Origin of the sequence: Fibrobacter sp., from assembly GCF_017545445.1 — a bacterium.
Taxonomy (GTDB): domain Bacteria; phylum Fibrobacterota; class Fibrobacteria; order Fibrobacterales; family Fibrobacteraceae; genus Fibrobacter.
This window is the reverse complement of sequence record NZ_JAFWOM010000081.1, coordinates 1-1,541: the sequence shown is the minus strand read 5'-3', so window position 1 is coordinate 1,541 and position 1,541 is coordinate 1. Positions and strand designations below refer to the sequence as shown.

Here is a 1,541-nt window from a genome sequence, read left to right as displayed (position 1 = left end):
TCAAAGGAAGCGCGAGCCTTTGCGGTAAGCCCGCTGTTCGAGGCGGGAAACGTCTATATACCCAAGCAGGATGCAGAACATCCCTGGGTTCGCGACTACATCGACGAACTGGTTTCTTTTCCAAGCGCTCCGCACGATGACCGCGTGGATTCCACCACGCAGGCTCTCAACTACTTGGCAACTGGTATGGGGACGGGCCTTATCAGCTTCATCTAAAAGGAGAATAAATCATGGAAACTGCAAAGATAAGGGACGGCGCCTACGGCAATTTCGTAACGGGAATGGGCCGCAGAGACACCGACAAGACGGAAAACACTTTCGTCAATCCCTATGCGGGAACGGATATTGTCGAGCTTGCGCGTATAAAGGTGCAGGACGGCATCGCCGCACGAATTGTCGAGTGCGTCCCCGAAACGGCTTTCAAGGAACCCGTCACCATTACTGGCGACAGTCCGGGCAAGGTATTTAAGGAGGCTTCCGCCGTCGGGCTTTTCGAGGCCCTACAGCTCGCTGGCGAATACCAGCGTCTCACGGGTGGCGCCCTGATTGTCTCGGAATACGAAAACGAGTACGACATTGAACAGCTCAAGCGCCCGGCACCTTCAAATCGCAAGATTTCGCAGTACCGGGTTTACAGCGCTGGCAAGGTGGAGTTCCTGCCGACGGATTTTCAGGGCGACACGCCAAAAGTTTACCGAGTTGTCCTTCTTGATAACAAGCGCATCGAGATACACCCGTCGCGCTGCACGGTCATTCACGGAAAGATTGTCCCCGACATTCTCCAGGGAATACCCATAAGGGAACGCTTCTTCGGTATGCCTGCGCTGAAAGCGTGCGAACAGAGCTTGAAGAACCTCGCGAACGTCGTCGCGTCCATCGTCAACATGGCGACGGAAACGGGAGTGATGCTTTTCTCGCTTGAGGGTTTCAACGAAATGCTTTCCAAGCCCGACTGCGGAATACAGGACGCACAGCAGCTCATAAGCCTCGTAAAGGTTTCAATGAGTTCGTTCCGTGGTGTATTCTCCGGCGCAAACGACAAGTTCCAAATCCTAAGCCACAACTTTGCGGGACTGCCCGAAGTCCTCCAAAAGGCGATGAATCTCGTCTGCGCGGATTCGAGAATCCCCGTGAGCATCCTTTTCGGTCAGAGCGCGACTGGCCTCGCCCAGACGAACGAGGGCGACTCCAAGGCATACGCGGAACTTGTGGAAAGCTGGCGTTCCCGCTACATCTACCGCCCCGCCTGTTCGCTCATTGCCGACCTTTCGGAAAGAAACTGCGGCATCGTCTGTTCGGAATTTGAATGGGGCGCCGTCACCACAATGTCCGTGAAAGAAAAACTCGAAGCGATGAAGATGCAGGCGGAAATGCTCAACATCTACTATCAGATGGGCGCGATAGACGAGCAGAGCATCCGCGAGGGAATCTTCAAGAACGGACATTCCTGGGACATTTCCGTAAAGGACTAGAACATGGCTGGCAGCTTCGTAAATTTCGTCAAGAACGTGGAACGGCTCGGACAGAAGAAACGCGGACGC

At 54.4% G+C, this 1,541-nt stretch carries 2 protein-coding genes; both read left to right on the top strand.

The window, feature by feature from the left end:
• Window positions 1–216, top strand: a 216-nt coding sequence (gene terL, locus IKG78_RS09795) for a phage terminase large subunit (protein WP_290942845.1), incomplete at its 5' end; no start/stop codon positions are given.
• A gap of 14 nt (window positions 217–230) precedes the next feature.
• Window positions 231–1,472, top strand: coding sequence for a phage portal protein (locus IKG78_RS09790; protein ID WP_290942842.1), 1,242 nt, complete (start codon window positions 231–233; stop codon window positions 1,470–1,472).
• Window positions 1,473–1,541 lie beyond the last annotated feature (69 nt).